This window comes from Novilysobacter longmucuonensis (assembly GCF_046600735.1).
Classification (GTDB): Bacteria; Pseudomonadota; Gammaproteobacteria; order Xanthomonadales; family Xanthomonadaceae; genus Novilysobacter_A; species Novilysobacter_A longmucuonensis.
Genome location: NZ_JBJMAW010000003.1, coordinates 159,551 through 182,229, shown reverse-complemented (window position 1 = coordinate 182,229; position 22,679 = coordinate 159,551). Strand labels below are relative to the sequence as shown.

General features: G+C 70.2%; 23 protein-coding genes. 12 read left to right on the top strand and 11 right to left on the bottom strand.

The genetic code is table 11. The annotated features are described in order from the left end of the window. Positions 1 to 3: 3 nt before the first annotated feature. The gene (locus ACJQWM_RS04850; protein WP_332705245.1) at positions 4 to 1,212 is read right to left on the bottom strand and encodes a PAS domain-containing sensor histidine kinase; all 1,209 of its coding nucleotides are present in this window, start codon (positions 1,210 to 1,212) and stop codon (positions 4 to 6) included. Positions 1,213 to 1,234: 22 nt separating this feature from the next. After that, the gene (locus ACJQWM_RS04845; protein WP_332705248.1) at positions 1,235 to 1,513 is read right to left on the bottom strand and encodes a hypothetical protein; all 279 of its coding nucleotides are present in this window, start codon (positions 1,511 to 1,513) and stop codon (positions 1,235 to 1,237) included. A 175-nt stretch (positions 1,514 to 1,688) separates the two neighbouring features. Here ACJQWM_RS04845 and ACJQWM_RS04840 point away from each other — a divergent pair, with 175 nt between their 5' ends. Beyond that, positions 1,689 to 2,399 carry a glycosyltransferase gene (locus tag ACJQWM_RS04840; RefSeq protein WP_332705251.1) on the top strand — a complete coding sequence of 237 codons (711 nt, stop codon included), beginning with the start codon at positions 1,689 to 1,691 and terminating at the stop codon, positions 2,397 to 2,399. A gap of 210 nt (positions 2,400 to 2,609) precedes the next feature. Further along, on the top strand, positions 2,610 to 2,840 hold the full coding sequence (locus ACJQWM_RS04835; RefSeq protein ID WP_332705254.1) for a hypothetical protein: 231 nt from the start codon (positions 2,610 to 2,612) through the stop codon (positions 2,838 to 2,840). A 163-nt stretch (positions 2,841 to 3,003) separates the two neighbouring features. On the opposite strand, the gene ACJQWM_RS04830 is transcribed toward ACJQWM_RS04835, so the two are convergent. Further along, the gene (locus tag ACJQWM_RS04830; RefSeq protein ID WP_332705257.1) at positions 3,004 to 3,675 is read right to left on the bottom strand and encodes an SDR family oxidoreductase; all 672 of its coding nucleotides are present in this window, start codon (positions 3,673 to 3,675) and stop codon (positions 3,004 to 3,006) included. A 118-nt stretch (positions 3,676 to 3,793) separates the two neighbouring features. On the opposite strand from ACJQWM_RS04830, the gene ACJQWM_RS04825 reads away from it, so the two are divergent. After that, positions 3,794 to 4,057, top strand: a complete 264-nt coding sequence (locus ACJQWM_RS04825) for a hypothetical protein (protein ID WP_332705260.1) — start codon at positions 3,794 to 3,796, stop codon at positions 4,055 to 4,057. 297 nt (positions 4,058 to 4,354) lie between these two features. Here the strand turns inward: ACJQWM_RS04825 and ACJQWM_RS04820 are convergent, their stop codons facing one another. Together ACJQWM_RS04820 and ACJQWM_RS04815 are read right to left on the bottom strand one after the other, a co-directional pair. Further along, positions 4,355 to 5,197: a hypothetical protein gene (locus tag ACJQWM_RS04820; protein WP_411306698.1), complete on the bottom strand. Its 843-nt coding sequence runs from the start codon at positions 5,195 to 5,197 to the stop codon at positions 4,355 to 4,357. Continuing rightward, entirely contained in the window at positions 5,194 to 5,715 is a 522-nt protein-coding gene (locus ACJQWM_RS04815) for an RNA polymerase sigma factor (RefSeq protein WP_332707856.1), read from the bottom strand. The genes ACJQWM_RS04820 and ACJQWM_RS04815 overlap by 4 nt, the downstream gene beginning before the upstream one ends. Positions 5,716 to 6,004: 289 nt before the next feature. Between ACJQWM_RS04815 and ACJQWM_RS04810 the strand changes: the two genes are divergently transcribed. Then, positions 6,005 to 7,312 (top strand): serine hydrolase domain-containing protein, encoded by a 1,308-nt coding sequence (locus ACJQWM_RS04810; RefSeq protein WP_411306697.1) that lies wholly within the window; start codon positions 6,005 to 6,007, stop codon positions 7,310 to 7,312. A gap of 80 nt (positions 7,313 to 7,392) precedes the next feature. Here ACJQWM_RS04810 and ACJQWM_RS04805 read toward each other — a convergent pair whose 3' ends face one another. Then, positions 7,393 to 8,220: an ion transporter gene (locus tag ACJQWM_RS04805; RefSeq protein ID WP_332707860.1), complete on the bottom strand. Its 828-nt coding sequence runs from the start codon at positions 8,218 to 8,220 to the stop codon at positions 7,393 to 7,395. Positions 8,221 to 8,445: 225 nt separating this feature from the next. Here ACJQWM_RS04805 and ACJQWM_RS04800 point away from each other — a divergent pair, with 225 nt between their 5' ends. Continuing rightward, a complete protein-coding gene (locus tag ACJQWM_RS04800) occupies positions 8,446 to 9,114 on the top strand; it encodes a nitroreductase family protein (RefSeq protein ID WP_411306696.1) in 669 nt (222 codons plus the stop codon). A gap of 167 nt (positions 9,115 to 9,281) precedes the next feature. Here ACJQWM_RS04800 and ACJQWM_RS04795 read toward each other — a convergent pair whose 3' ends face one another. Further along, positions 9,282 to 9,593, bottom strand: a complete 312-nt coding sequence (locus ACJQWM_RS04795; protein ID WP_332707864.1) for an energy transducer TonB — start codon at positions 9,591 to 9,593, stop codon at positions 9,282 to 9,284. Between the two features lie 170 nt (positions 9,594 to 9,763). Between ACJQWM_RS04795 and ACJQWM_RS04790 the strand changes: the two genes are divergently transcribed. Continuing rightward, the gene (locus tag ACJQWM_RS04790) at positions 9,764 to 10,210 is read left to right on the top strand and encodes a VOC family protein (RefSeq protein ID WP_332707866.1); all 447 of its coding nucleotides are present in this window, start codon (positions 9,764 to 9,766) and stop codon (positions 10,208 to 10,210) included. Between the two features lie 96 nt (positions 10,211 to 10,306). Continuing rightward, the gene (locus ACJQWM_RS04785) at positions 10,307 to 11,116 is read left to right on the top strand and encodes an alpha/beta hydrolase (protein ID WP_332707868.1); all 810 of its coding nucleotides are present in this window, start codon (positions 10,307 to 10,309) and stop codon (positions 11,114 to 11,116) included. Positions 11,117 to 11,208: 92 nt separating this feature from the next. Here ACJQWM_RS04785 and ACJQWM_RS04780 read toward each other — a convergent pair whose 3' ends face one another. Both ACJQWM_RS04780 and ACJQWM_RS04775 read right to left on the bottom strand, forming a co-directional pair. After that, positions 11,209 to 15,612 carry an EAL domain-containing protein gene (locus ACJQWM_RS04780; protein WP_411306695.1) on the bottom strand — a complete coding sequence of 1,468 codons (4,404 nt, stop codon included), beginning with the start codon at positions 15,610 to 15,612 and terminating at the stop codon, positions 11,209 to 11,211. Positions 15,613 to 15,883: 271 nt separating this feature from the next. Then, entirely contained in the window at positions 15,884 to 16,249 is a 366-nt protein-coding gene (locus ACJQWM_RS04775; RefSeq protein ID WP_332704440.1) for a hypothetical protein, read from the bottom strand. 401 nt (positions 16,250 to 16,650) lie between these two features. Here ACJQWM_RS04775 and ACJQWM_RS04770 point away from each other — a divergent pair, with 401 nt between their 5' ends. From ACJQWM_RS04770 to ACJQWM_RS04755, 4 genes are all read left to right on the top strand, one after another. After that, the gene (locus ACJQWM_RS04770) at positions 16,651 to 17,175 is read left to right on the top strand and encodes a hypothetical protein (RefSeq protein WP_332704438.1); all 525 of its coding nucleotides are present in this window, start codon (positions 16,651 to 16,653) and stop codon (positions 17,173 to 17,175) included. A 307-nt stretch (positions 17,176 to 17,482) separates the two neighbouring features. Next, positions 17,483 to 18,736, top strand: coding sequence for a sensor histidine kinase (locus tag ACJQWM_RS04765; protein ID WP_411306694.1), 1,254 nt, complete (start codon positions 17,483 to 17,485; stop codon positions 18,734 to 18,736). Next, positions 18,729 to 19,523, top strand: a complete 795-nt coding sequence (locus tag ACJQWM_RS04760) for a LytR/AlgR family response regulator transcription factor (RefSeq protein ID WP_332704434.1) — start codon at positions 18,729 to 18,731, stop codon at positions 19,521 to 19,523. Before ACJQWM_RS04765 ends, ACJQWM_RS04760 begins: the two co-directional genes overlap by 8 nt. 113 nt (positions 19,524 to 19,636) lie before the next feature. Then, entirely contained in the window at positions 19,637 to 20,029 is a 393-nt protein-coding gene (locus ACJQWM_RS04755; RefSeq protein ID WP_332704432.1) for a hypothetical protein, read from the top strand. Between the two features lie 431 nt (positions 20,030 to 20,460). On the opposite strand, the gene ACJQWM_RS04750 is transcribed toward ACJQWM_RS04755, so the two are convergent. Further along, on the bottom strand, positions 20,461 to 20,961 hold the full coding sequence (locus ACJQWM_RS04750) for a hypothetical protein (protein ID WP_332704430.1): 501 nt from the start codon (positions 20,959 to 20,961) through the stop codon (positions 20,461 to 20,463). A 295-nt stretch (positions 20,962 to 21,256) separates the two neighbouring features. Here ACJQWM_RS04750 and ACJQWM_RS04745 point away from each other — a divergent pair, with 295 nt between their 5' ends. Beyond that, positions 21,257 to 21,427, top strand: a complete 171-nt coding sequence (locus ACJQWM_RS04745) for a hypothetical protein (RefSeq protein WP_332704428.1) — start codon at positions 21,257 to 21,259, stop codon at positions 21,425 to 21,427. 216 nt (positions 21,428 to 21,643) lie between these two features. Here ACJQWM_RS04745 and ACJQWM_RS04740 read toward each other — a convergent pair whose 3' ends face one another. Then, entirely contained in the window at positions 21,644 to 22,645 is a 1,002-nt protein-coding gene (locus ACJQWM_RS04740) for a hypothetical protein (RefSeq protein ID WP_332704426.1), read from the bottom strand. Positions 22,646 to 22,679: the final 34 nt, after the last annotated feature.

The following is a 22,679-nucleotide window of genomic DNA, read 5'->3' as shown; positions in this document are numbered from 1 at the left end:
GGCTCAGCTGCCGCCGGCGTGGTCCGGCCTGGACTGGCGCAGCGGCAGCCGCACCGAAAACTTGCTGCCCTTGCCGAGTCCTTCGCTGTGCGCCTGCACGCTGCCGCCGTGCAGCTCCACGAGGTCCTTGACCACCGACAGCCCGATGCCGAGCCCGACGCGTGCGGTTGACGGGTCGGCCTGGGTGAACATCTCGAAGATGCGCTCGAGCATCTCGGGCGCGATGCCGGCGCCGTCGTCCTCCACCCGCACCACGACCCACGGCCCTTCCAGGGTTGCCTTGACCCAGATGCGCCCGCCCTCGGCGGTGAACTTGATCGCATTGCCGATCAGGTTGACGAACACCTGTCGGATGCGATCGGGATCGGCTATCAAGACCACCGGCGCGGACGGCGGCAGCAGGTCGACGTCGCGTGCCGAGTCGCCGGCGCGGTGCAGTGCGGTCTGGATCGCGTCCTGCAGCATTTCCTGCAGCAGCAAGCCCTCCAGCTTCAGGTCGAGCTTGCCGGCCTTGGTTCGGGTGGACCCCTCCAGGTCGTCGACCAGGCGGGCGGCGAAGCCGAGATTACGCTCGAGGATATCCAGTGGGGGCTCCAGCCGCGCGTCGCCCTGCGACAACTGGCGCAGTACCGCCGAGGCCATGCTCAGCGAGGCCAGCGGGTTGCGCAGCTCGTGCGCCAGCGTGGCGATCGACCGGTGGTTCGTGTCGCCGAGGCTGTCCAGCACCTGGGCGCGGTTGCGCAGGGTCTCCATCTGCATCTTGAGGTCGGTCTGGTCTCGCAGGATTTTGATGAACCCGCTCACCTCGCCGTCGCTGCCGTGCAGCGCGACCATCAAGCCCGCGGCCCAGAACCTCGAACCGTCCGCGCGCATCATCCAGCGGTCGTCCTCGGCCGAGCCGCCGCTGCGCGCAACCGCGATCTCGTGCTCGTGGATGCCCAGCTCGACGTCCTCGGGCGTGAAGAATCGCGTGGTCGGTTGGTCGACCATCTCGGTCGCGTCGGCGCCCAGAATGTGGACCGCGCCGGGGCTGGCCCAGGTCACCCGGTTGTCGGTATCGATCAGCAGGATCGCGTGGTCGATCGACTGCTGGGCGAACGCCCACATCTGGTCCTTGCAGGCCTGGAGCTGGCCCGAGGGCGCCGGCCCGGACTGTCCGGATTGCCCGGACCCGTGCCCGGGACGGTCTGGCGCTTCGGGATTCGGCGGCATCGGAGCGGATGAGGGTTTGGATTCAGCGGCGTTCGTCGGCACGATCGCGCTCCGTGCGCTCCCCGCGCCCGGACGGGGTGCCGTTGCTGCGGCGGTCGCGCAGGTCGTCCTCGATCGCCGCGCCCTGGTCGACCAGCCCGACATCGTCGAGCGCCTGATCGATGCGCTGCTCGTCGTGCGGCTGGCGCAGCCCGTGGTGCTTGCCGCTGGCCTCGCGTCCGCCCTGGACGTCGCTGGGGATCGGCCGCTCGTTTGTGTCTGAGGAATTTCTATCTGGTGTGTTTCTGTCTGGCGCGCTCATCGCATCTCTCCTGGTGGTGATTGCATGCGGGACGGCGCCGATGCGACGGCCGCAGCGCAAGCCGCCGGATCGACCGGTGCAGGCTGGCACGGGCGGCGTTAGTGCCTTGCGATTGCCCGGTTTTACCGCTTCCTGGTATCCATCCTCCGCGTCGCGGCGTGACATCATCGCCGACGTGATCTCCTTAATCGTCCCGGCGCACAACGAGCAGCGGGTGATCGGCGCCACCCTCGGGGCCTTGCATGGCGCCGCGGGTGCGCTGCAGGTGTCCTACGAGATCATCGTCGTGGACGATGCCTCCAGCGATCGCACTGCCGAGGTCGCCGCCGCCCACGGCGCGCGCGTGGTGAGTGTCGAGCACCGCCACATCGCCGCGGCACGCAATGCCGGCGCGGCGCGCGCGCGCGGCGACCGGCTGGTGTTCGTCGACGCCGACACCCGGATCGGCACCGCGGTGCTTGAGGCGGCAATCGGCGCGATGCAGGCCGGCGCCATCGGCGGCGGCGCCGCGGTGCGGCTGCTCGGGCCGCTGGCCTGGCACGAGCGGCTCGCGGTGGCGGTGTCGGTCCGGCTGTTCCGCGCCGCCCGCATCGCCCCGGGCTGCTTCGTGTTCTGCACCCGCAGCGGATTCGAGGCCGCCGGCGGCTTTGATGAGAGCTACTACGCCGGCGAAGACGTCGCGATCAGCCGCGCGCTGGCCCGCCACGGCCGCTTCGTGATCCTGCGCCAGGCGGTGAGGACCTCGCCCCGCAAGCTGCGCACCTTTTCGCTGGCCGAACACCTGCGCCTGCTGGTCGCTTTCGCCTGGCGCGGCCGCGGCATGCTGAAGTCGCGCCAGCATCTGGATTTCTGGTACGGGAAGCGTCGCGACCAGGACCAGCCATAGCTATGTGCGCCAGAGCGTGTCCCGTGGTCGGACACCCGGCCGCCGAACCCCGTCGCCAAGGCGTCCGGGACGTGCGAATTGCCTTTCCTGAATGGCCGCGCGGCGCCGTGGATGGCCCCGAAGCGCGCGAAGGCGCATAGTGGGGGCTGCGACGTCGCAACAAGCATGCCCTCCGGCAGCGTTGCCGGCGTCGCATTGGAAGGATGTCAGATGGCAGGCGCGAAGGGGCGTAGTCCCCGGCGAAACACCACCCAACCCGGCGATGCGGCCAACCCGAAACGCAGCGAAAGTGAGCGTATCTCCGCGCATATCGCCGACTTCGAGCGCAGCGGTGGCCGGGTCGAAGTGCTCGGCACCACCCGCGTGCTGCAAAAGGTCGACGCCCCGCGCGAGCCGGCCGCGGCGGCGCCACCGGCGAAGGTTTCCAAGACCAAGCGCTAGCGGCCGGTCTCGCCGCCAGATTCGGCCCGCGCCTGCGGCCCGCGGGCCATCCCGCACCGCAGCGGCTCGCATCTGGCGCGAGGCATCGGGCCAAGCAGCTCGTAGGATGGGTTGAGCAAAGCGATACCCATCATTGCCCAGCCCTGATCTGGCAGCGCACCGCTCACCAGGGCAGCGCGCGCCCGTCGGCATGCCAGAACGTGCCGGTCTGCTCCAGGGTGAGGCTGTCGAGCCGCGCGATCAGCTGGCCGGCCGACTGTTCCGGGGACACATCACCGGTGCCGCCGACCATCTCGGTGGCCACGTAGCCCGGGTGCAGCAGGAACACGCCGACGCCACGCGGTTTGAGGTCGACCGCGAGCGATTTGCCGATCGCGTTGACCGCCGCCTTGGACGCCCGGTAGCCGTAGTAGCCACCGGAGTCGTTGTCGGCGACCGAACCCATGCGGCTGGTGATGATGCCGATGCTGGCGCCCTTGGCGAGCCGGTCGAGCAATGCATGGGCGACCCGCAGCGGACCCAGCGCGTTGACCTCGAATTGCCGGCGCATGCTGTCCAGGCCGGCCGCGTCGATGTCGTCCAGCGCCTCGCGGCCGAGGATGCCCGCGTTGAGCACCAGCGTGTCGATGTCGGTGTCGCCCAGGCGTTGGGCGAGCCCGGCCAGCGCATCGCCGTCGGTCACGTCGACGCCGGACTCGATGCGCGCGCCGGTCGCCGCCAGTGCCTCGCTGCCCAGACGGCATACTGCGATGACGCGGTCGCCGCGGCGGCTGAACTGCTGCGCCAGGGCCAGGCCGATGCCGCGGTTGGCACCGGTGATCAGGACGGTTTTCATCTCGGACTCCTTTATGGCTGCCCCGGGTGGGCAGCTTCGGGGTGGGTTGTTTCAGCAATGGCACCGGGCGTGGCGGCAATCAAGCCACAATCCGATCACCACCACAGAGGCCGCGAGCATGGCAATGTCCGAAACCGACATCCAGAAAGGCTGGATCTACCGCACCAGCAACCAGCAGGAGCGGCTGGTGCTGGGCTGGGACCGCGACGGCCGCGTGGTCTACACCTCGAAAGGACGCAACGCGGACGCGCCGTTCCAGAACTGCCACGTGCGCATCACCGCACAGAAGTTCGCACAACGTGCGATTGGCAAGCTGCGCCAGGTCGAGGACCTCCAGCCCTACCTGATCGCCAACAAGGCCACCACGGTGGTGGTGCGCTGACCGGCCGGGGCGGTGGCCGATTGCGCCGCTCACATGCAACTGCGCAGCATCAGGTTGAGTACCACCGTCAGCACCACCGACAGCACGATGCTGATCAGGCAGCCGGAGCTGCGGAACTTGACGGGCATGGCGCGCGACCGGCGAGGCTGTGACCGCCGAGCCTGGCCCGATGGCGGTCAAGGCGGCGTGCACCGGCGGCAGGCAGGGGCCACTGCCGGTAGAGCGGAGCTTGCTCCGCTGCCGCGTCGCCGCCCAAAGCAGCCGAGCTTGCTCGGCTGCTCCGCCTCCACAACCGCGTCAGTCGCGGTCAGGCGCGGCCAGGGTGTAACCCGGCGGCACCTCGCTGCTCAGATGCCCGGCCGGCACGGGTGCGTCGAAGCCGAACCGGTAGTGCAGTTGCAGGCCGACGTCGCCGTCCCCGCCGCCACCCGCCATATCCATCGCCAGCGGCAGGCCATCGGCATCGGCCCACAGCACCAGGCGGGTGCCTTCGACCTCCAGCGCCCAACCGCGTGCCTCGCGCCCGTCGATGTTGCGGGTCCCGGGCAGCCGCTCGGCCTGGCCCTGAAACTGGCGGATCTGCTCGAGCCAGTCCAGCGCCGCATCGGGCGAGGCCGCGGCCTGGTCCAGCGGCATCGCCATCGCCCGCCGCGGTCCGTGCAGCAGCGTGAGCAAGCGGCCGCGGACCGGGTCGACGATGACACTCAGCTGCTCGCCGACATCGGTGCGCAGCACGCCGTCGGCGTTCACCACCATGTGAGAGGTCTGCAGCGTCCGGCCGCCGATGCGTTGCTCGATGCGCATCGACAGTGTCCTGAAGTCGCGGAAATGGCCCTGCACCGCGGCGAACGCATCGCCGCCATCGGTAAGCAGCGGCACCGCCATGACCGCGACCAGTGCCAGCACCGCGGCGGTCGCGGCCGTCAGCCAGCGCGCGCGGACCGGCCGCCGAGTGGATCCCGGCCGCGCCTGCAGCCGTCGCATGAGCCGCTGCTGGGCCCGCTCGACTGCGGCCGGCGGCGGCGTCGCGCTGGCCATGCCGGCGGTGTGCGCGGCCAGCGTGGGCGAGAGCTCCTCGCCGGTCAGTGGGTGGCCCGGCAACTGCTTGCCGGACGACGGGTGGTTGACTCGATCGTTCATTGCTGGTCCTCCCGGGCGGGCTCGCCCACCAGCGCCTCGAGGCGGCGGCGGGCGCGGTGCAGGGTCACGCCGACGTTGTTCTCGCTGAGCTGCAGCGCATCGGCAATGGCGCGGATCTCCAGCCCCTGCAGGTAGCGAAGGCCGAAGCACTGCGCCTCGCGCCGGGGCAGCCGCGCCAATGCGTTGCGCAGGCGTTGTGCGGTCTCGGCCGCGATGCCGGCCTGTTCGGCCGAGGCGGCGGCGGTTGGCGCCTGCGCACGCCACTGCGGCAGCAGGCGCCACCAGCGCTGCTGCCGACGCAGCATGTCGATGGCGATGCGCGCCGCGCTGGCGGCCAGATAGGCCGGCCATGACTGGACCGCATCACGGCGCGTCTCGATCAGCCGCAGGAATACCTCCTGCTGCACATCCTCGGCCAGCGAGGCATCGCCCAGCACCCGGTACGCGGCCTTGAACACCAGCGGACCGTAGTGGCGGGCCAGCATCGCCGGCTCGGCCGAGGGCGGAAGTTCAGTCACAGCGATGGTCCCTCGCTGTTGCGGGCATGAAGCGGTTGCGGACATGGCATCTTCGTCTCCTGGTCGCGTTACCCGGGAAGACGACCCAGGGCGCCGATTCTTACAGACCAGGTGCGGCGCCCGCCGATATATGTGGCGCCGGCGGGTCCTGCATGCCTCCAGCAATACATCCCGCGACAGGTCCCGCGCGACCGCCGCCTGGGCGGTACCGCGTTCCGGCCGGCTCCGCCCGCTGTAAGAATCGCCGCGTCGGCGCGTCAGCAGGGGTAACCACACCAGGAGGCACGCCATGACCCGCACCGACCACACCCCGCCGCAATCGCCTGTCCACCACTGTTCGCCGCGAGCATCGCGGGCACGGCGCCCGATCGCCCGCTCCCCGGTGTTCGGCAACCTGGTGTTCGCCAACGTGGCGTTCGCCGCCATCGCGCTCGCCGCCGTGCTGGCCGCGTCGTGCCTGACGCCGGCGCGCGCCGGCGACCCCGCTCCGGTCGAACTCCACGCGCTCGCCGCCAGCGCCATGGCCGCAACCGGAGCCCGGGGCCTGGCCATCGCGGTGGTCGAGGACGGCCGCGTCACCCAGGTCAGCAGCCATGGCGAGCGCAACGCCGGCAGCGATCCGCTGCAGACCGATACCGTGATGTATGGCGCCTCCCTGACCAAAGCCGTGTTCGCCTACACAGTGATGCAGCTGGTCGATGAGGGCCTGATCGATCTGGACCGGCCGATCGGCGAATACCTCCAGTGGCCGCTGCCGGCCTACACCACCGAGGACCAATACGCTCCGTGGCGCGACCTGACCGGGGATGCGCGCTGGCGCGAGCTGACCGCGCGCATGCTGCTGACCCACAGCCCCGGCTTCGCCAACTTCGCGTTTCTGGAGCCGGACGGCAAGCTGCGCATCCACTTCGAGCCCGGCAGCCGCTACGCCTATTCGGGCGAGGGCTTCATCCTGCTGCAGTTCGTGATCGAACGCGGCCTGGGCCTGGACGTCGGCGAGCAGATGCAGCGACGCGTGTTCGATCGCTTCGGCATGAAGAACACCAGCATGATGTGGCGCCCGGATTTCGCCGCCAACCTGGCCGACGGCTGGCACGCCGACGGCACGCCGGAGCCGCACGACGAGCGCAGCGCGGTGCGCGCCGCCGGTTCGATGGACACCACGATCACCGACATGGCCCGCTTCGCCGCCGGCTACGTGCGTGGCGAGGGGCTGTCGGACGCCGCCCGCGCCGAGATGGTGAAGCCGCAACTGCCGATCACCACCGCCAGCCAGTTCCCCACGCTGCAACCCGAACTACCGCCGCGGGCCCGGCGTGCGGATCTGGCCGCCGGACTCGGCCTCATCGTCTTCGATGGTCCGCAGGGCCGCGGCTTCATGAGGGGCGGGCACAACGACATCACCGGCAACACCTGGGTCTGCGTGGAGCGCGGCCGGCGCTGCGTGGTGATCCTGGCCAACGACGTGCGCGCCGAGGCGGCGTTTCCGTATCTGGTCGAACGGGTGCTCGGGAAAACCGGCGCCCCGTGGCGCTGGACCTACGCCGGGATGGAGTTCTGGGATGGCGACGTAGCGGCCGGGAACGACCGGCCCTGATCGCCGGATCACCCGCGGCGCGTCATGTCGTGAAGCGACTCGCAGCTGCCGTGATCGGTCACCAGCCAAGCCCCAGCGCTCTAGCCCTCGCCCGGCCGCCGTTGTGCCACCAACTCGCGGCGCAAGGCGGCTATCTCCTCGTGCAGTCCGGCGATGGATCTTTCGCCGGCGATCTCGGCGGTGTCGTCCTCGGCATCGCGGCCGACGAAGAACGACGCCAGCGTTGCGGTGACGTAGCCGAACACGCCAAACGCGTACAGCGACAGCAGCAGGCACAGGATGCGGCCGGCGGCGCTGTCGGGCCAGTAGCTCGAGCCCATCGTGGTCATCAGCATCGCGGTCCACCACAGCGCGTCACCGTAGTGGTCGAACCCGGGCGAGCGGCCGGCCTCGTTCTCGAAGGCGTACATGCCTGCGGCGCCGACCACCGTCACCAGCATCGTGAGCACCAGCACGTAGCCCATGCCGCGCCGCCCCATGCTGGCGCCGAGCGCGCGCATGCCGCGGTTGAGCGAGCTGACCACCCGCAGCAGCCGGGCGCTGCGGCTGACCCCGGCCACGCGCGACAGCCGCGACAGCCGCGCCAGGCGCAGCACCCGAAACACCCGCAGGATGCGCAGCGCCGGCGCGAGCAGTGCGATCGCCTTGAGCCAGTTGCGTTGCAGGTAGTCGCGCTTGCGCGGCGCGAGCATGAAGCCAAGCGCGAACTCGATCGCGAATACCACCCAGATGACCCAGCCCGCGGCCTCCAGCAGCGGGCTCAGGCCCCACAGCATCTCGACCACGAACAGCGCCAGCCAGATGAAGGCCAGCACCAGCATCGGCGTCTCCAGCCACACCTGCAGGCGGGCCAGCAGCTGGTCGCGTTCGCGGGACAGCGCCTCCGACTCCGGGGTCGTTTCGGTCATGCCGGCCACGCGCTGTTGGCGTAGCCGGCGCCGGCGGCGCCGCGGACGCAGGCCGGCCGGGCCAGGGCTGCTGTGTTCGCACGCAATTCTCGTCGCATGGCCGCCATGGTCCGCTCCGCCGGCGTGAGCGGATGTCAACGCCCGCGAGCAGAGGCGCTCGCCTGCGATGTGCGCGGGTATGCCGGCGCATCGCCGCCCGGGCGTGCTTCGGGCTAGGCTGTCGCAATGGACCGCCCCGCCCACATGCCCCTGCCCGCCCGCGAGCCGCTCAGCGACCAGGAGCGCCTCGCCCGTGCGCGCGCCTTCGCCGACGAACTCGCCCGCCGACGCACGGTGCGCGACTACAGTGCGCAGCCGGTGCCGCGCGAGGTGATCGAAGCCTGCCTGCGCGCGGCCGGCACCGCGCCCAGTGGCGCCAACCAGCAGCCGTGGCGCTTTGTCGCGGTCGCCGATGCCGGCATCAAGCGGCGCATCCGTGAAGCGGCCGAGGCCGAGGAACGCGCGTTCTATCAGCACCGCGCGCCATCGGAATGGCTGCAGGCACTCGCGCCGCTCGGCACCGATGCCGACAAGCCGTTCCTGGAGACCGCGCCGTGGCTGATCGCGGTGTTCTACGAGCGGTTTGGCCTGGATGCCGAAGGGTGCAAGCACAAGCGCTACTACCCGCATGAATCGGTCGGCATCGCCACCGGGCTGCTGATCGCGGCGCTGCACCGCGCCGGCCTGGTGACGCTGACACACACGCCGAGTCCGATGGGATTTCTCAACCAGATCGTCGGCCGCCCGCGCAACGAGATGCCCTACCTGCTGCTGGTGGTCGGCCATCCCGCCGAGGATTGCCGGGTGCCCGCGATCGAGCGGCTGCCGCTGGAGGCGTTCGCCTCGTTCGTTTGAAAGCGGGTCCGACGCGAGCTGTTTGAGTGCCGCTCGGACGCGGCTTCATCCGCTATCCGCTTGTGGTCGCGGTCGCGCCCATGGGGCGCTCCTACAAAGGGCGGTCGCGGCTTGCCTAAAAAAACGCGCCGTTGCCGACGCGTTTTTTCGCAGCGGTCAGCGATCGATCAGAGCGTGAAGTCTAGCCGCACCTTGCCGCGGCCGTTGGCGCCGGGCTTGAACTCCCATTGCTTGACCGCGCGCACCGCGGCGCTCTCGAAGGTGCGCGACGGCTTGGCGTTGACCACCGAGACGCTGGCGACCTTGCCGCTGGCGTCGACGGTGAACTCGACCTCGACGAACCCGTTGGTGCCGGCGCGGGCCGCTTCGACCGGATAGACCGGCTCGACGCGCTTGACCGGGGTCAGCTCGGCGTGGGCGGGTACGGTGAAGGCCAGGGCCAGCGAAGTGATGGCGGCGAGCAGGACAGGTCGGAACATGCGGAGATTCTCCTGGGGGAATAAATGACTCCGGGGTATCGGCCGCCGCGGGCGCTTCTTTAGGCGACTGCGCACCAATGATCGACAGCCCGCCTCGGCGGCCGCGGCTACGCGCCACAGCGGCGCTTTTCCAGCACACTGCGGCGCTTCCAGACCCACGTGCCGCAGCCATGCCGAAGTTGACCCCATTTCGTCTGACCCCATTCCATCTCGCCATCCCGGTGCACGACCTTGCCGCCGCCCGAGGGTTCTACGGCGGCGTGCTGGGTTGCATGGAGGGCCGCAGCGCGGAGCGCTGGGTCGACTTCGACCTGTTCGGTCACCAACTGGTGTGCCATCGGGTCGACGGCATGAGGCCGCCCCCGGTCGCCGGCGACAATCCGGTCGATGGCCACGACGTGCCGGTGCCGCACTTCGGCGTGGTGCTGGAGCTGCCGGACTGGCGCGCCCTGGCCGAGCGCCTGCGTGCGGCGCGCGTCGCGTTCGTGATCGAGCCGCACGTGCGCTTTGCCGGGCAGCCCGGCGAGCAGGCCACGCTGTTCCTGCTGGACCCCTCGGGCAATGCGCTGGAGTTCAAGGGCTTCGCCGACATCGCGGCGCAGCTGTTCGCGACCTGAGCGCCGCATCCGGCAAGAGCCGGTTAAGTCACTATCCTGAGCATCCATTAGCCCGGCCGGCCGCCGCGACCGGCCGATGTGGCCAGGAGCCTCGCGATGCACGAGCACATGACCAGCGCCAAGCAGCGCGACTACGCGATCTCGCTGCACCTGCCCCAGGGTGATCCACCCGAGGGCGGTCATGCGGTCGTCTGGCTGCTGGACACCCCGACCACCTGGGCGCCGATGCAGCAGGCGCTGGATGCGGCCGGCGGTGACGACATGGTGGTGATCGGCGTCGGCTGGGATCCGCCGGGCGCGGTCGACCCGGACCTGCGCCGGCGCGACTTCACCCAGCCGGCGCGGCATGAGGTGCCGCCGCCGCGCGGGTCCGCCGACGCCTGGCACGAGGACGGCGACGCCGACGCGCTCCTGGCCTTCCTCACCGGCACGCTGCAACCGCACTACCTCGATGCGTTGCCGCTGGATGCGGCTCGGCAGACGCTGGTCGGCCATTCGCTCAGCGGGCTGTTCGTGCTGCAGGCGCTGATCGCCAGTCCCGGATCTTTCCAGCGCTTCGTCGCGGCCAGCCCGTCGATCTGGTGGGACCAGGCGCGCTTCCTGGAGGAGGCCGGGCAAGCCGACTGGGGCGCAGCGCGACACGCACGCGTGCTGCTCAGCGTCGGCTCGGACGAACAGGTCGTCGGCCCGGAAAAGCCGCCGGAGATCGAAGGCGAGCACGAGGCGGCAATGCTCGGCGAGCCCCACATGGTCGACAACGCCAGCGCACTGGCCGAGCTGCTGCAGGCCAACGGCGTGGATTGCAGGTTCCGGCTGTTCGAGGGCGAGACCCACCGCTCGGTGCTGGCCCCGGCGATGGCGGCGGCGCTGGCGTTCGCGCGCGATGCCGGCAACGAACCCGGCTGACGCGCGCGGCACAAGCCAAAGCTTTTGTAGGAGCGGCTTCAGCCGCGATCGCGCTAGCGCGATGATTGACGCGGTCGCGACTTGCCGCGCTCCTACACCGAAGCGCGCCGCTGCTCCAGCCAGCGCCGCGCGGCCACTTTGTCCATCGGCCGCGCCACGTGGTAGCCCTGCGCGCGCTCGCAACCCAGCTCGCGCAATGCCTGCAGCGAGTCGGCGTCCTCCACGCCTTCGGCCACGGTGGTCAGTCCCAGCGCGCGACCGAGGCTGATGGTGGATTCCACGATTTTGCGCGACTCGCTGGATACACCCATCGACATCACGAACGACTTGTCGATCTTGATCTGCGAGAACGGCAGCCGGGCCAGTTGCAGCATCGAGGAGAATCCGGTGCCGAAATCGTCGATCGCCAGCTGGTAGCCCTTCAGCCGCAAGCGGGTGAGGGTGTCGAGCGCATCGACCGCGTCGAGCATCGCACTGGTTTCGGTCAGCTCCAGGGTGATCCGCCCCGGCGCCAGGCCCCAGTGTTCGCATTGCTGGTGCAGTACCTCGAAGATCGAGGGGTCCTCCAGACTGCGCGCCGACAGGTTGATGGAGACGCCCAGCTCGGAGTCGGGTGCAACGCTGGCCAGCCAGGCAAGGCTGGAGCGGATGACCGCCAGGGTCAGCGGCCCGATCAGGCCCGAGCGTTCGGCCAGCGGGATGAACTGGTCGGGATAGACCAGTCCGCGCGCGGGGTGCTGCCAGCGCACCAGTGACTCGAAGCCGACCGGATGGCCGGTCAGCAGGTCGATCTCGGGCTGGTAGTGCTGGACCAGCTCGCCGCGCTGCACCGCCTTGGACAGATCCCGCTCGAACAACAGCTCCTGGTCCAGCCTCGCCAGTGACGGCCGCAACGCGCCGTTGGCGACCGGACCGCGCAGCACGCTGCGGATGTTGTCGGCGCGGAACGGTTTGACCAGCACGCCGGCGATCTCAAGGCCACGCTCGGCACCGGAGCGGCGCGCGGCCTCCAGCACCTTGGCGCCCATGCCGCTCATCACCGCGGTGCGCCCGCGGTAACCGCTGTCGGCCAGTGCGCGCAGCACCTCGATCCCGTCCATGTCCGGCATCACCAGGTCGACGATGACGTGGCTGGGCTGCCATTGCCGCACCTGCTGAAAGAAATCCGCGGGGACGTGGCTGATGCGCACCTCGAAGCCGTCGCTGCCGGCGGCCAGCGCCAGCGAGCGGGCGACGGCCTCGTCATCGTCCAGCACCAGCAACCGGTCACCCGCCCCCTGGCCGAGCTGCGCCGCTTCGGCAGCGGCCGGCGCCGGTGCGGTCGCGTTGGCGGCCGCCGGGGCACGGGCGGCGGGGGGCGAGGCACCGTCCGGGTCGGGCTGCGCAGCGGCCGCACCGGCTGCCCCTGCGTGGTCCTCCGGATGCGCCGCCTGCTCCACCGGCAGGAACACATGGAAGGCCGCGCCGCGGCCGGGCTCGCTGTCCACCCCGATCCCGCCGCCGGCCTTCTGCACGATGCCGTAGATCACCGCCAGGCCCAGGCCGGTGCCGGCGCCACGCGCCTTGGTGGTGAAGAACGGCTCGAAGATCCGCTCGCGCGTCGCCGGGGTGATGCCGGCGCCGGTGTCGCGTACGCTCAGGCAGGCATAGCGTCCGTCAGCCGGCAGCAGTTGCGATGCGACCACCTGGCGGCCGGCGGCCGACAGGCGCAAGCTCATCTTGCCGCCCCCGGGCATCGCGTCGCGTGCATTCAGCACCAGGTTCAGCACGATCTGCTGCAGGTGGACCGGGTCGATGCGGCAGCGGCCGACCGGGTCGTAGTGCGATTCGATCCGGACCGAGCCTGGGATGAGCCGCCGCAGGAACGCCTCCATGTCGGCGACCTCCCGGGCCAGGTCGACCCACTGCGGCCGGCTCTCCTCGCGCCGGGCGAACGCCAGCAACTGAGTAGTCAGCGCCGCGCCCAGGTCGGTGGCATGCAGGATCTCGCGGGTGCCGGCCTGCAGCGGATGGTTGCGTGGCAGCGCGGCCGACAGCGCGTCGGTGCTCTGCACGATGGCGACCAGCACGTTGTTGAAATCGTGCGCGATGCCGCCGGTCAGGTGGCCGATCGATTCGAGCTTCTGCGCCTGCTGGAGCTGCTGGCTGCGTGCATCGCGCCGCCGCAGCCGGTGACGCAGCAGGGCGACGGCGGCCAGCAACGCCAGCAGCACCGTGCCGACGCGGAACCACAGCGTCTGCGCCAGGTGCGGCTCGACGCGGATGGCGATCGTCGCCGGATCCGACCACGTCCCCCCCCCGCTGCGTGCGCGCACCTGGAAGCGGAAGTTTCCCGGCGGCAGCTGCCGGTAGACCGCGGTCTTCTCGGTGCCGGCCCGATACCAGTCGTCGTCGAACCCGGCCAGCCGGTATTCGTAGCGCACCGCCTGCGGCCGTGAGAACGACGGCGCGACGTAGGCGATCTCGAGCAGCTCCGGATACGGCGCCAGCGCGATGGGCGACGCCAGCGGCTGGCGCTGGTCGTCGGCACGGATCCCGCGCAGCACCACTTGCGGCGCGCGGGCGCGGTCCGGCAGCCGCGCCGGGTCGAACACCGCGGCGCCGTCACGGGTGGAGAACCACAGCCGGCCGCGGGCGTCGCGCCAGGCTGCCGGCTGCACCCCGCCGTTGGTCTCCGAACTGGGCATGCCGTCGGACTCGGAGAAGATCCGCACGTCGCCGACCATGCCGTGCTCGGCGGCGGCCCGCTCGAGCGCGTCCAGCGCAATGGCGTATACGCCGCGGTACCCGCCCGCCCAGAGATGCCCGGAGGGATCGTGCAGCAGCGAGACCAGGACGTCCGAGGGCAGGCCCTGACGCGAGGTCACCGTGCCGAACCGTTCGCCGTCCCAGCGCGCCAGTCCGCGCCCGGTCGCCATCCACAGCACGCCCGGCGAGGTCTCCTGCATGGCGAACACCGAGGTGCTCGGCAACTGCGCGGCGAACGGCACCGGCTCCACCCGGCCATCGCGCACGCGGAACAGCCCGGCGCCGTCGGTGCCGACCCACAGCTCGCCGGCGGAATCCTGGAACAGCATGACCACGTTGGCCCCGACACTGCCGCCGGGCACCGGTTGCGCGCGGGCCGCGCCGGCTTCGATCGTGGCCAGCCCGGCGACCGTGCCGACCCACAGCCGGTCACCGTCCTGCAAAAGCGAGGTCATGGTGGCGCTGGGCAAGCCGTCGCCCTGGTCGTAGCGGCGCACCACCCGGCCGTCGGCCTGCAGGCGGTCCAGCCCGTCGCGCGTGCCGACCCACAGATCGCCGCCGGGACCCTGCGCCAACGCCAGGATGACGTCGCTGGACAGTCCATCGCGCGTGGTCAGCACCTGCGAGACACCGTCCCCCCGGCGCACCAGACCGCCGCCGAACGTACCGATCCACATCACTTCGGCGCGGTCCTGCAGGATCGGCAGGACCGGCTTGTCGGGCAATCCCTGGTTGGCCGTCAATGGCAGGGCGGCGCCTTCGGACAGCCGTACCAGGCCGGCACTGGCAAGCCAGATCCCGCCCTCGTGGTCCTCCAGCAGATCCTCCACCGGCGCCGGCGGGATGCCCTGCTCGACCCCGAGGAAGTCGAAGCGCTCGCCGCACAGCCGGCCGATACCGTCGCCGATCGTGCCGACCCAGAGGTGGCCGCGGCGGTCCTCCAGCAGGCTCCTGATGAAGCTCGAGTGCAGTCCGTCCTGCGGCCCGTAGCGCCGCACCGAATCACCACCGGACACCCGGTACAGGCCGTCGCGGGTGGCCAGCCACAGGTCGCCGTGGCGGTCTTCCAGCACGTCCTCGACGTACATCTCGCCCAGCGCCTGCAACTGCGGCAGACGGTGGAAGCCCTGCTCGTCGTGCCACTGCACTCCGCCGGCGCCCAGCCCGAGCCAGAACCCGCCCTGCCTACGCGGCGCCAGCGCCGTCACCCGCAGCCCGCCCAGGCCCTGTTCCGGCCCGATCACCACCGGCGTGTCGCTGCGGAAGTCGACCAGCCCGTTGCCACGCAGCCCGGCCCAGCGTTGCGATCCATCCACCAGCAGCGCCTCGACCGGTTGTGGCGGCCAGGCGCGGGCATCGGGCTGCACCTGGGCGTCGGCGCCGACCGTCAGTACCCCGGACGTGCCGGTGCCGGCGTAAAGGGTGCCGTCGCCGTCCACCGCCAGCGTGCCGATCAGGTCCGATGCAATGCCCGCCGTGGGGTCCAGGGCGACCGGCTCGAACACGCTGCCGTCAAAGCGCGCGATCCCGTCCTCCATGCCGACCCAGAGGAAGCCATCGGGCGTCTGCGCCAGCGACAGCACCGCGTCCTGCGGCAGCCCGTCGTTCTGGTCCCAGGTCTGCACGCGATGCTGGCTGAGGGCGCGCGCGCAGGCCTCCGGCGCCGCCGCGCCAGCCGCGCCCGGCATCACCAGCAGCGCCAGCAGGGCCGGCCACAGGCGCGCGGCAATCGGTTGTCTGTGCTCCAACGCCACCTCCGGCAACGCGTAACGCCCGCCATCCTGGCGTCAATCGCCAGCATCAATGCCTATAACGGCCAAAGCAGCGATATCTGGCGGCTCCCGCGGACGGGCAGGTCGGAGCGGCGTGAGCCGAGGGCCTTCCACACGCCACAGCCCCTGAAGGAGCGTCGTGCGCCGCGACCGCGCGGGTGCGATCACTGCCGCGGTCGCGACTACGTCGCTCCTACATTGAAGCGATCGCGGCTGAAGGCGCTCCTACGGGGCGCGGGCGGAAGCTTCAGTCTTCCAGGCTGTTGCGATGGTCGCGCGAGGAACGGCTGCCATCAGCCGGGCCTGCCGACGCGCGCTCCCCGCCGGAGGTGGCGCCCAGGCTGGCCGATCCGGAGCTGGCGCCGTTGCCGGCGCCGGCGGAGGCGAGCGCCGATCCGATCGGCGGGTCCTTCGCATCGTCGCGATCACGGCGCTGGTGGTCGGATGTGCTCTCGTCGCCGGATGCAGCCGAGCGGCCGCCGTCGCCCGCGTTGCGGCCGACCGGATTGCTGTCGCCATAGCCGGAAGCCTCATCGCCGGGGGTGCCGGGCGGACGCGGGGTCAGGCGTGACGCGCCCTGCTCGGCGCGGTCCGGGGTGGGTGCTGTGCTCATGTTCGGCTCCTGCTGGAGACCTCCAGGTCACGGGCGGACATGTTCGGTCCAACCCAGTGACAGCACGGTAAACCGCGGCCGCCATGCGCCTGGATGGCAGGGCTTCGGCATCGCAGGGCCGATGAATTCCGTCGAATTCGCCAAACCACTGCAGACGCCGCCCGACCAGCCCGTCCAGACTCCCGCACACCTCTGTAGGAGCGCCCCATGGGCACGATCGCCATGCATCCCGACCGACGCGTCACCTGACCGAAGAGCCTCGCGCCCCACATGGGGGTGGGATGCATGGGGCGCTCCTACAAACCACCCGCGACAGCGCCTTTCACCCGATCCTGAACCGATCACAGTAGGATGACGTTCCGACCCACGCGGCCTCGCTCCGACCCAACCAGGCAAACCGCATGAATACGACCGATTCCACCGCACGCACCGCAAAGCCTTCCACGCCGACCCGAAACATCCTGATCGGTGTCGTCGTGGTCGCGTTGCTCCTGCTGGGCGTGTACCTGTGGGGCCATTTCCAGACCCGCAGCCAGCTCAGTGCGCAGCAGTCCGAGCACGAGCAGCGCATCGCCGCGGTCGAAGGCCGGCTCCAGCAGGCGCAGCAGGACCTGTCGGCGGCCAACAGCCGCCATCAATTGCTGCTGGCGCGCGCCGGCCTCTATCGCACGGCGATCGACCTGGACCAGCGCAATTTCGGCACCGCCAGTACCCACCTGCAGCAAGCCGCCGCGGCGCTCGGCCGGGTCGACGCATCAGGCGGCGACATCAACGCGCAACAGCTGGCCGCGTTGCGTGGCTCCATTGCCGAGATGAACATCAACGTCGCCACCGACCTCCAACGCCAGCGCGCGCAGGTGCTGCGCCTGGCGGCGCAACTGGACGCGCTGGCCGGGGAGACGCCCGGCGCCGCCGCAGCACGGTAGCGGTTCGTCCGGAGGGGGGCACGCAGCGGAGCAAGCTCCGCGCTACGCGACCATCCGCGCCGGATACAAGAACGGGACCCCGCTACGGCGGGGTTTTTTGTTGCTGGCATCGGCCGCTCTCGGGGTCGCCCTGCGGGCCGGGCCTGTTCCGGCTCGAACCCGCGCGCGCGCGTGGGCCCGGCCAGTCCTTCGGTCCCGCGCCACCCGGTTTCGTCGCCGCATTCCCGCATCCGTCGCAGCGCGCGCCAATGCCGCGGCGTGCCTCGCTATGCTCGGTCGCAATCAATCCAGCCCACCGGGAAACATCGTGATCAAGAGCACCTTCTTCGTCCTGCGCATCGCCATCGCCTGGATGCTGGCGATCTTCCTGGTCGCCGCACTGTGGTCCAACCTGCCGCTGATCGGCTGGATCGAATGGCCGATCGTGATCGCCGGCATGCTCACGATGGCGCTGGTGGTCGCCGGGGCCTTCTCGCACCTGGGCCGGGTGCGGCTGATCGCCGGACACATCGACAAGGCCGCGATCGCCAACCGCCAGCGCCGGCAGGTGGAGATCCCGCTGGAGGCCGGCGAGGCATTCGACCTGCTCGACGCAGCGATCCGTGAACTGCCGCGCGTCATGCAGGTCGAGAGCGCCCGCGACAGCCTGCAGGTGCGGGCGAAGGTCGCCCGGCCGGATGTCGACATCGAGCGCCTGGGCGGGCGCTGGAACCCGCTGTCGTGGTTCGGCATCCCACGCAACCGGATCTTCGCCACCGTCACCCCCGGCCACGACAGCGGCAGCGTGACGCTGATCTGCGAGCCCGAGTCACCGGCGTGGAGCGACTGGTTCCTGGTCGATGACGGCACCAACTTCGAGAACGCCGAGGCGATCACCCGCGCCATCAGCCGCCGCGTCGCCGAGCGCCGCCGCAACGAGAAGGCCGAGGCGGCGCAGACCGTGACCGAAAAGGAGCTCACCGTCGCCAAGCTCAGTCTGCTGCACGCGCAGGTCGAGCCGCACTTCCTCTACAACACGCTGGCCAGCGCGCAGTTGCTGACCCGCAGCGACCCGCCGCGCGCCGACCAGATGCTGGGCTACCTGATCCAGTACCTGCGTCATTCGCTGCCGCGCACCGACGATGAGCTGTCCAGCCTGGGCGCGGAACTGGAGCGCGCGCTGGCCTACCTGGAGATCCTCAAGATTCGCATGGGGCCGCGGCTCACCGTGCAGGTCGACGTACCGGAGACCCTGCGCGCCACCGCGCTGCCGCCGATGATGCTGCAGACCCTGGTCGAGAACGCGATCAAGCACGGGCTGGAGCCGCGCACCGGCGGCGGCACCGTGTGGATCCGCGCGCGCCGCAGCGACGGCGTGGTGGCGGTGACCGTGGCCGACGACGGCGACGGCTTCAACACCAAGACCAGCGGCACCGGCATCGGCCTGAAGAACGTGCGCGAGCGCTTGCGCCTGGTGTTCGGCGGCGAGGCCGCGTTGGCGGTGGTCGCCAACTTCCCGGCCGGCGTGGCCGCGACGATCACCGTGCCGGCGGGCGCCGAACGCGAGACCCATCATGTCTGACAACCCGACCACCAGCGGCGCCGCGGTGACCTGCGTCATCGCCGAGGACGAAGCGCTGCTGCGCCAGGCGCTGATCGACCGGCTCGGGCAGGCCTGGCCGCAGCTGCGGATCGTGGCCGAATGCGAGGACGGCGCGGGTGCGCTGGAGGCCCTGGCCGAACACCAGCCGGAAGTCGCCTTCCTCGACATCCGGATGCCCGGCCTGAACGGGCTGGAGGTCGCCGCCGCGGCCGCGCAGGCCAGCCCGCGGACCCAGATCGTGTTCGTGACCGCATACGACCAGTACGCCATCGATGCCTTCGAGCGCGGCGCGATCGACTACCTGCTCAAGCCGATCGCCCCGGAGCGGCTGGCCGCCACCGTGCAACGGCTGCAAGCGCGTACCGGCCATCCCGATGCCGCCGCGCTGGCCAACCTGCTCGAACGTCTCGGCACTGCCCTGCCGCGCGCCGGCGGTCCCGAGCCGCTGACCTGGATCACCGCCAGCGCCGGCCGCGAGACCCGGCTGATCCTGGTCGACGACGTCGCCTACTTCCGCGCCGACAACAAGTACACGACCGTCGCCACCGCCGAGGGCGAGGCGCTGCTGCGCACCCCGATCCGCGAGCTGCTCACCGTGCTTGATACCGGCACGTTCAAGCAGATCCACCGCTCCACCATCGTCAACCTCAAGGCGATCGCCGGCGTGGTCCGCGATGACAGCGGCCGCGGCACCGTGCGGCTCAAGTCGCGGCCCGAAACCCTGGCCGTCAGCGCGCCGTTCATGGCGCTGTTCCGGCACATGTGACCGCGTCGCCCCCCCACGTTGTCATGCCCGCGAAGGCGGGATGACGAGCAAAAACCGCGTGCTTCGAACTGCCCGAAGCCGACACCGACCCGCCCTCATCGACGAGGTGACCCGTGAACAAACTCATCGCCCTGTGCTCTTTCGTGCTCTCGCTGTACGGCTGCGATGTCGGCGGCAGCACCTACGTCACCCGCACCCACGTCGATGGCACCGACACCCTGCACAGCCGCACGGTGGTGCAGGCCGGCGTCGCCCGCTTCGAGTGCCTGCGCAGTGCCAGCGGGCAGTGCCACTACACCGTGCTGCCCGACGCCTGCGCGCCGGCGCCGGCCGCAAGCGGCGCGCGCGGCGACGACTGTGCCGACCAGCCACTGGAGCGTTTCGTGCTGGCCGATGGCGACAGTCGCCAGATCACCGGGCTGCCGCATTTCCGCCTGTGCGTCAGCGGCGAAGCCGACAACCCACGGCCGGACTGCCAGGTGACAGAAGCGCTCGCCGCGCGCTGATTGGCCCGCCGGGTGGCCACCCCGGCCCAGCAGTGTCGGGCAGGCGTATCGCACCGGCATTCCGCTGACCGACGCCGAGTTCGAGACGATCGCCAACAACGTGGCGCCCTACCTGCGCTGAGGCGCCCGTGCTGAGCCGCCTGTCTTGAATTGCGTTCGGCAAGCGACATCACCGGCGTCGAGGTGCGCAGGTGATGTCGCGCGATTGCGCAGAGTCTCAACGACGGGTGATGGTCTGCTCACACAGCTCCACTACACAGCTCCACTTCGTAGCTGTCGGCCCTGCCGGATCGCGCTGCTCGACAGGCCACCGCTGCGACCGTATGGGTGCCGCGCTAGCGATAGTTGCTACTGCGTCGCGCGCGATCGCCGCACCGTGCGCACCGCCCCAGCGATGCCGGGCGGCGGCCAACCGCACCGGACCGGACGGCTCAGTCGCAACTGACGTTCGGATTCCAGTCGGCGAACATGCCGTTGGGGTTGTGCTGCCCGATCCAGGCATGCAGCACCCAGGCATCCACCACCGGATTGAAGTGGAACTGCTGACCGAACAGCTCCGGGATAGGATCGCCCTGCAAATCGTCGGCGAACACCAGGTACTCCACCGCGACCAGTTTCAGGCCGCCCCTGTGGTCCGGCGCGTAGACCAGCAACTCCGGACGGGTCGCCTCCACCGCGCCGCCGTCCAGCAGCGCACCGAAATCGGCGAAGTGGTGGCCCATGCCGCCCTCGGGCGACGACAGGCACCCAGTGATGTCTTCGGTCCAGCCGGCGACAAAGGCGTGATCGAGGGCTTTGAAGCGCGTCATGGCATGGCGCAGCTCGGCCAGTTCGCTGTTCTCGTTGGCAGCGTGGGCCGGGCTGATCGCTGCAGCCGACATGACCAGGCCTGCCGCAGCGAGCGACAGGGAAAGCGATCTCAGGACGTTCATGGGCAGTTTCTCCAAGGGTTAAGGGCACGCCAGCCCACCCCCAGTTCGGCCTGCGCTTACATCCCCACGTAATCCGATTGCGTCACCGGCCAATCCGTTCCGCGATCGAAATCCGCCTGTCCCCCAGCGGTCCGGACCGGGTGGAAGCCGCCGCGCACGAACGTGCTTCCCACGGGCCTGAACGGCCGCTTCGACACGTGGCTTGAACAGGCGCCGGATTCACCATGGCTAGACGCCCGCCACGTAACGAACAACCTGAAACCCGCTTCCCCCGGCAGGTCAAGAGGAGCAGATCATGGTCGACAAGAATCGTCAGGAAGGCATCAAGCACCAAGTCAGCGGTGCCATGAAGGAAGGCGCCGGCAAGATCACCGGCGTCGATGTGCGTATCACGAGCAATATGCGCGCAGAACCAGCGGCGCGGTCAGCACCCGTGGCAGCACGGCGTCGGCCGTTCCGGGGCTGAACGAGCTGTTTCCGGAAGTGGTCGAGGTCGAGCCGGCGCTCGGAGACACCCGCTATCGGGAAGGGGCCTCAGCGTCAGGTGGAATTGCAACTTCACGCCTGCGTCTCCGCACAGCAGCCAGCCAGCGGCGGGCTGCTGTCACTCCGCGGAAAACGCCGACGCATCACTGATTCGCCGGTGTCCTCGCCATCAATGAGCGGCACGCCTGTGCAGCGCTTATCGGTGTACGTCCGCGCGCGTGGCCACCACCATCCGGCTGGAGCCGAGGTTGGCGCCGATCGCCGCGGCGATGGCGCCCAGCACCAGCACCAGGAAGCTCCACCATGCGGCGGAGGCTACCGCTTCGGCGGACTGCTGGCCCCATTCGCGTGCCTTCTGTTCGGCGCGCGCCTTGGCCTGCTCCCATGTCGCGCGGGACTGCTGATAGGCCTGTGCATAGCTGCGTTCCCAATTGGCGACGGTCTGCTGGGCCTCCGCCCGGCTCATGTCGGTGCGCTCGACCACCAGGTTGACCAGAGCGTCGCGATCGACGTCATCCATGGTCTCGCGAGCCGACTGCTGGATGCGGTCGAAAACCTGCTGGAACGCCTGGTCGGCGGCCTGCGGATCACGCGCGGCACGTTCCAGCGCCTGGCCGGCCTGTGCACGCACCTGTTCAGTGTCCTCCTCGATATCGCCCGGTCGTATTCCGGCGTCACGCAGCAACTCGGCGGCTTCCTGGCGCAGCGCGTCGATATCCAGGTCGGCCTCCTGCATCTGCTCCTGGACCTCACCGGCGACCGGTTCGGCCAGCGCCGAAGCGGCGTCGCCGGCCTGTGAAAGACCTTGGCCCACGATGTTCATGGTGCCGCCGATGAGGCGGCCCAGCCCGGTCGCCAGCAGCATCACCGTCAACAGGGTCACCACGCTCCACATCGCCAGACCGTGCAATGTACGGTCGCGGCGCGTCTGGATGACTGCGAGCGCGCCGGCGACGCATCCGCCAGCCAGCATCGCCACGATGACGGTGATGACGAAGTAGATGCCGGACCCGATGCCGATCCCTTCGACCGGATTTGCTTCGGACATCGGATCGATGACGCTGGCGCCGATGGCGATGCCGAGCACCCCCATCAGCACATGCACGGCGAGGGCGATGACGACGCCGGCGAGGATCGCGCCCCACGAAGCGCGCTTGGCGGCTGGCGAGGCGATAGCGGATTCAGTGACTGCGGCCATGGGGTTCTCCCTTCTGATGGCAAGTGGAATGCGC